General features: G+C 43.0%; 3 protein-coding genes. All 3 read right to left on the reverse strand.

Annotated elements, in window-relative coordinates:
* Positions 1–72: 72 nt before the first annotated feature.
* The 3 genes from DP117_RS33520 to DP117_RS33530 are packed head-to-tail and all read right to left on the reverse strand — an operon-like array spanning position 73 to position 4734.
* A complete protein-coding gene (locus DP117_RS33520; protein ID WP_169222477.1) occupies positions 73–1200 on the reverse strand; it encodes an ATP-binding protein in 1128 nt (375 codons plus the stop codon).
* Entirely contained in the window at positions 1197–3146 is a 1950-nt protein-coding gene (locus DP117_RS33525; RefSeq protein WP_169222478.1) for a WD40 repeat domain-containing protein, read from the reverse strand. The genes DP117_RS33520 and DP117_RS33525 overlap by 4 nt, the downstream gene beginning before the upstream one ends.
* A 1-nt stretch (position 3147) precedes the next feature.
* Entirely contained in the window at positions 3148–4734 is a 1587-nt protein-coding gene (locus tag DP117_RS33530; RefSeq protein WP_248277960.1) for an NACHT domain-containing protein, read from the reverse strand.
* Positions 4735–5040 lie beyond the last annotated feature (306 nt).

Below are 5040 nucleotides of genomic sequence, written 5' to 3' on the forward strand. Positions count from 1 at the left end.
CCCCGAACTCGCGGGGAGGGGATAAAGGGGTGGGGTGCAGTCAATGTGTATTGCACGCAACACCACCAAGTGCTATAGTTGCTTGTCTAACCAGTTCGCAAAGCTGGTATGATACAAACTATAAAAGATTTCTTCTCCTCTCATTTCCTGATGTAAGAATTCCAGCCAATTTTCCAGCACTTTTTCTACTTCGTACTCATCTTCATCAACCATTTGGGCGATTAATTCTACTGAAAGGGGTTGCACAAGCTGTGCTAGACATTTTAATACAGCTAATCCAACTGAAGACAAACCCTTACCCTTGATGCGCTGGTAATGATTTTTGTAATACGCTTCTAACCCTGGAGGGAGTGGTTCAAATTGGAAGGGTATGGCTAACGCCACGCTTTCGCTATCAGGATAAAAACCTTGGGAGATTGCTTTTAAGATATGGTTGAGATACATGAAATTGTTTTCGCTCTTGACTGTTAGCTGTTGTATTAACTGTTGGCAGAATTCTTGTTCGCTGATAGAGTCATTGGTTATCCACCCAGCGTTTTTAAAAAAACAGGGTGTGACTGAAATATATTCTTGTATATATGTCTGCACATCTTCTCGGTTTTCTTCGGAATATGCTTCTAAATCCAAAATTTGAGCAGGTGTTTCGATTAATAAACCAGATTTTTCGCTCTTGAAGGGGCGACGGGTGAGGAGAAAATAAACCCGCTCTGGGAGATATCTAGGAAGGTAAAATAGATTTGAGTCTGGGGATTGGTTGTTGAGGTCGATGCTATCGCACCCATCAATCGCAATAATCAAACGCTGATCTGGTTCTAGTAAATCGCTCACTTTCTGAAGTAAAAGTGAGAAAAACCAACTTCCCTCAGTAGCGTTATCAGGAAGTGACACATTTGTATCCCCCATTTCCCCCATTAACTGAGTGCAAACAGTTATGAGAAATTCCGTACTCAAATTTTTTCCTTCAACTTCCGCACTGTAATAAACAACAGAAGGATTTTCCATCACATACTTGGCGAGGATGGCACTTTTGCCACTGCCAGGTGTGCCTACAATGGTAAAGTAACCACAGGGTTGGTAGTTGAGGAAGTCGGAAATAGCAGTAAAGGCAAATTCACGACCAACAAAATTGCTGCTTCCTTCGTGAATCAGTTGCTGGAATTCTTGTTGAAAAGCGGTTGGGGGGCGAGGTGTGATGTTCATAAACCTGCTTCTAACTGGAGGAAATGAATCTGTCCTAAACTATCCCCTGCCGTAATTGTCATGCCATCCGGTGCAACAGCACAACACCATACTGAACTATCAGCAGTAAAATTAGTAATAACCTTGCCATCTGACAAATCCCAGACTTTGAGTGTGTTGTCAACGGAAGCAGAAATCACCCGCTTGCCGTCTGGAGTGAGGGCGAGTGCTGTTACCCAGTCGCTATGAGCGTTGAGTGTGAAAACTTCTTTGCCATCTGCCAAATCCCAGACTTTGAGAGTGTTGTCATTGCAAGCAGAAATTACCCGCTTGCCGTCTGGGGTGAGGGCGAGTGCTGTTACCCAATCGCTATGAGCATTGAGTGTGAAAACTTCTTTGCCATCTGCCAAATCCCAGACTTTGAGAGTGTTGTCATCGGAAGCAGAAATCACCCGCTTGCCGTCTGGGGTGAGGGCGAGTGTTGTTACCCAGTCGCTATGAGCGTTGAGTGTGAAAACTTCTTTGCCATCTGCCAAATCCCAGACTTTGAGAGTGTTGTCATCGGAAGCAGAAATCACCCGCTTGCCGTCTGGGGTGAGGGCGAGTGTTGTTACCCAGTCGCTATGAGCGTTGAGTGTGAAAACTTCTTTGCCATCTGCCAAATCCCAGACTTTGAGAGTGTTGTCATTGCAAGCAGAAATCACCCGCTTGCCGTCTGGGGTGAGGGCGAGTGCTCTTACCCAGTCACGATGAGTATTGAGTGTGAAAACTTCTTTGCCATCTGCCAAGTCCCAGACTTTGAGAGTGTTGTCATGCGAAGCAGAAATCACCCGCTTGCCGTCTGGGGTGACGGCAACTGCCGTTACCGACTTGCTATGAGCTGTGAGTGTGAAAACTTCTTTGCCATTTGCCAAATCCCAGACTTTGAGTGTGTTGTCATTGGAAGCAGAAATCACCCGCTTGCCGTCTGGGGTGACGGCAACTGCCGTTACCGACTTGCTATGAGCTGTGAGTGTGAAAACTTCTTTGCCATTTGCCAAATCCCAGACTTTGAGTGTGTTGTCATTGGAAGCAGAAATCACCCGCTTGCCGTCTGGGGTGACGGCGACTGCCATTACTGATTTGCTGTGAGCTTTGAGTGTGAAAACTTCTTTGCCATTTGCCAAGTCCCAGACTTTGAGCGTGTTGTCAACAGAAGCAGAAATCACTCGCTTGCCGTCTGGGGTGACAGCGACTGCGTTTACCCAGTTGCTATGAGCTTTGAGTCTGAAAACTTCTTTGCCATCTGCCAAGTCCCAAACTTTGAGAGTGTTGTCAGATGAAGCAGAAATCACCCGCTTGCTGTCTGGGGTGACGGCGACTGCGTTTACTGGCTTGCTATGACCCGTGAGAGTACGAAGCAAACGCCCACCGGGAGGAGTTAAGCTAGGTGTCAGGGGACGCAACCAAGGATCATCTTGCCACTGCTTTGCCTGTGCTAATAACGCCTGAATCTCAGATTGTGGAAAAGACAGCAAACGCCCTAATAATTGCCCTGCCAGTTGTGTGTGATCCTCAGCTAAAATATGCGCTGAGAGACGCAGCGCTCCTTGAATCAGTTTCAGCGTTTCTACTTCATGGGAGTTATCGTCTGAGTGATACCAAGTTGCGTTCTGTTGTAGTAGTTTGTGATTAGGGGAGATTGCTTCGCTGCACTTCGTTTCGTATGCCCTTCGGGCACGCTGCGCTAACGCAATGACAGGTGCCACCTTTGACGAGTCAATTAAATCGTAATCTGTAATCAGCGCTTGCACTCCAAATTCAGGACGCTTAATCTTGGCTTCTAAATAGTCGAAATCAGTCAACGTTTGGTAATAATCTGCAAATCCTTCTGACTCCGCGAGATTTAGATTTTTCAGGAAGCTACTTAGATAAGCTTGTTGAAAGTTGACAGAATTCGCCTCTAATTTCTCTTTAAGCTTTCCCATCTTACTTCATCTTTTTGTTAAAGTATTCAACAATATGTTGCTTGACTTCATCAAATAGCTTCCGGTTTGTATCTAGATCCCGTTTACGTTTTAGGAAATCAAGAAAACTTGTATGGTAGATGCTGTAACAGATTTCTCCATTTGTTTCCTGTTGTTTTAAATACTCAATCCACTCGTCCAAGACCTTTTGTACTTCGTGTTCATCCTGTCTAGAAATTTCGGCTATCATTTCACAGGAAATAGCAGTACTAATTTGCACAAAAATAAACAAGATAAATACCATTATTTCCTTGGGGTCTGTATTCATACCCATTCTTGTCCAATGAGTTTGATAGTATTGCTGAAGACCTTGCGGAAATTTTTCTAAAGCAAGGTCATTGTATTCTCCCTTAGCAATTCCAGGTAATAGATAATACAAATACATAAAATTATTTTCACTTTTCTCTGCTACCTGCTCAACAACAGTGAAAGCAGCTATTTTACGCTCTTCAATCCACTTCCTGAGACTATCTTTAGTTTTAGGATTTTCTTGGATAAAGAACCAAATATAATTTTCAATATCCTGACGGCTCAAATCTCCATATTCCTGACTTCTTAAATCTAACTCCTCTTCAGGAACTCCCTGAGTGTATAAGCGCTTGTTATCTGCAATATAAGGTCGTCTCGTCAACAAGAAATAAACTTTATTGGGGAGTGTCGTCGGTAAATTTAAAAGATTTTTATCTCGGTCTTCTTGCTCCACCTCATCAAGCGCATCAACCACAATCACAAGGCGTTCATCATCTAACAGATTATCGCTGACTTTTTGAAGCAATGTTTGTAAATTATCATCCTTAGCATTCTGCAACCAATAACGATTAATAAGCTGTTGACGAATACTTTCCAAAAACAACTCAGGTCTATTGCGACCCTCAGAGCGAATATTGAAATAGCAAGGAAATTTATGATCCGAAACATACTTAGCCGCTATCGTGCTTTTTCCCATGCCTGCATCTCCCACGATAGTAAAGTAACCGTTAGAGTTACGGGAAATAAACTGTTGTATTTTCTGAAAAACAAATTCTCGACCGCGAAATGACTCTATCTTTTTCTGTATTAAAGCTTGAAACTCTTTTGGATAAGGCGAATATTCTGGAAACTCAGAAAATTTTAAATCCTTTAAAACTTCTAGAGGAGGTCTAGTCCATTTTGCAACTTTAGTGTAAATACGAGAAAAATTCTGAATCTCTGCTCTCAGGTAAACTTCTTCTTCTTTGAAATCAGCCCACAACCCTTTGCGAACAATAAAATCTTTTGCTGATTTTAAAAAACCTTGTAAATCATTAGCGTTAAAGTTTTCGACAAAAGTCTTTTTTATCTCGTCTTCACCCAACAAATTTATCATCGGCTGCTTTTGTTGAGATTCGTCATAATACTTGACGATACTCCAAGCATAAATAGCATCCGGTTTTTCTGGAGGCTGAGTCGGATCTAGTCCCCATTTTTGTAATTCTTCAATGAGATTTGGATAGTTTTGAGCTTGTGTGCGGAGTTGACCAAGAACATTAGCAATCTTAGGTAGCTGCCCAATAAGTTCTTTAAAGCTCATAATAAATGGTTGGTGTAATAAGTGACTGGATATTAGCTACAAATACGATACCAGTGTTTCCAGAAAATATTTAGGGGATACGGTGTACACACAAGTTCTTGAATTACCCACTCATTCCCTCGAAACCTCACCCTGCCCTATCGGGCATCCCTCTCCTTATTAAGGAGAGGGAAAGATTTTAGCGCACCCTAAAGCGAGGGTGAGGTGAAAACGAGATGTGTGTACACGGTAGTTTATAAGGGGAACTCGGGGTCCGTTTCATCAAACCCGGAAAAACTGCGGTGCCCTTCGGGAACGCGGGTCGCC

Source organism: Brasilonema sp. UFV-L1 (genome assembly GCF_012912105.1).
In the GTDB taxonomy this organism is placed as follows: domain Bacteria; phylum Cyanobacteriota; class Cyanobacteriia; order Cyanobacteriales; family Nostocaceae; genus Brasilonema.

What these genes read in the sequence shown, in the direction of transcription:
- DP117_RS33520 (WP_169222477.1), bottom strand. Translation starts at nt 1,200, where the DNA reads ATGAACATCACACCTCGCCCCCCAACCGCTTTTCAACAAGAATTCCAG.
- DP117_RS33525 (WP_169222478.1), bottom strand. Translation starts at nt 3,146, where the DNA reads ATGGGAAAGCTTAAAGAGAAATTAGAGGCGAATTCTGTCAACTTTCAA.
- DP117_RS33530 (WP_248277960.1), bottom strand. Translation starts at nt 4,734, where the DNA reads ATGAGCTTTAAAGAACTTATTGGGCAGCTACCTAAGATTGCTAATGTT.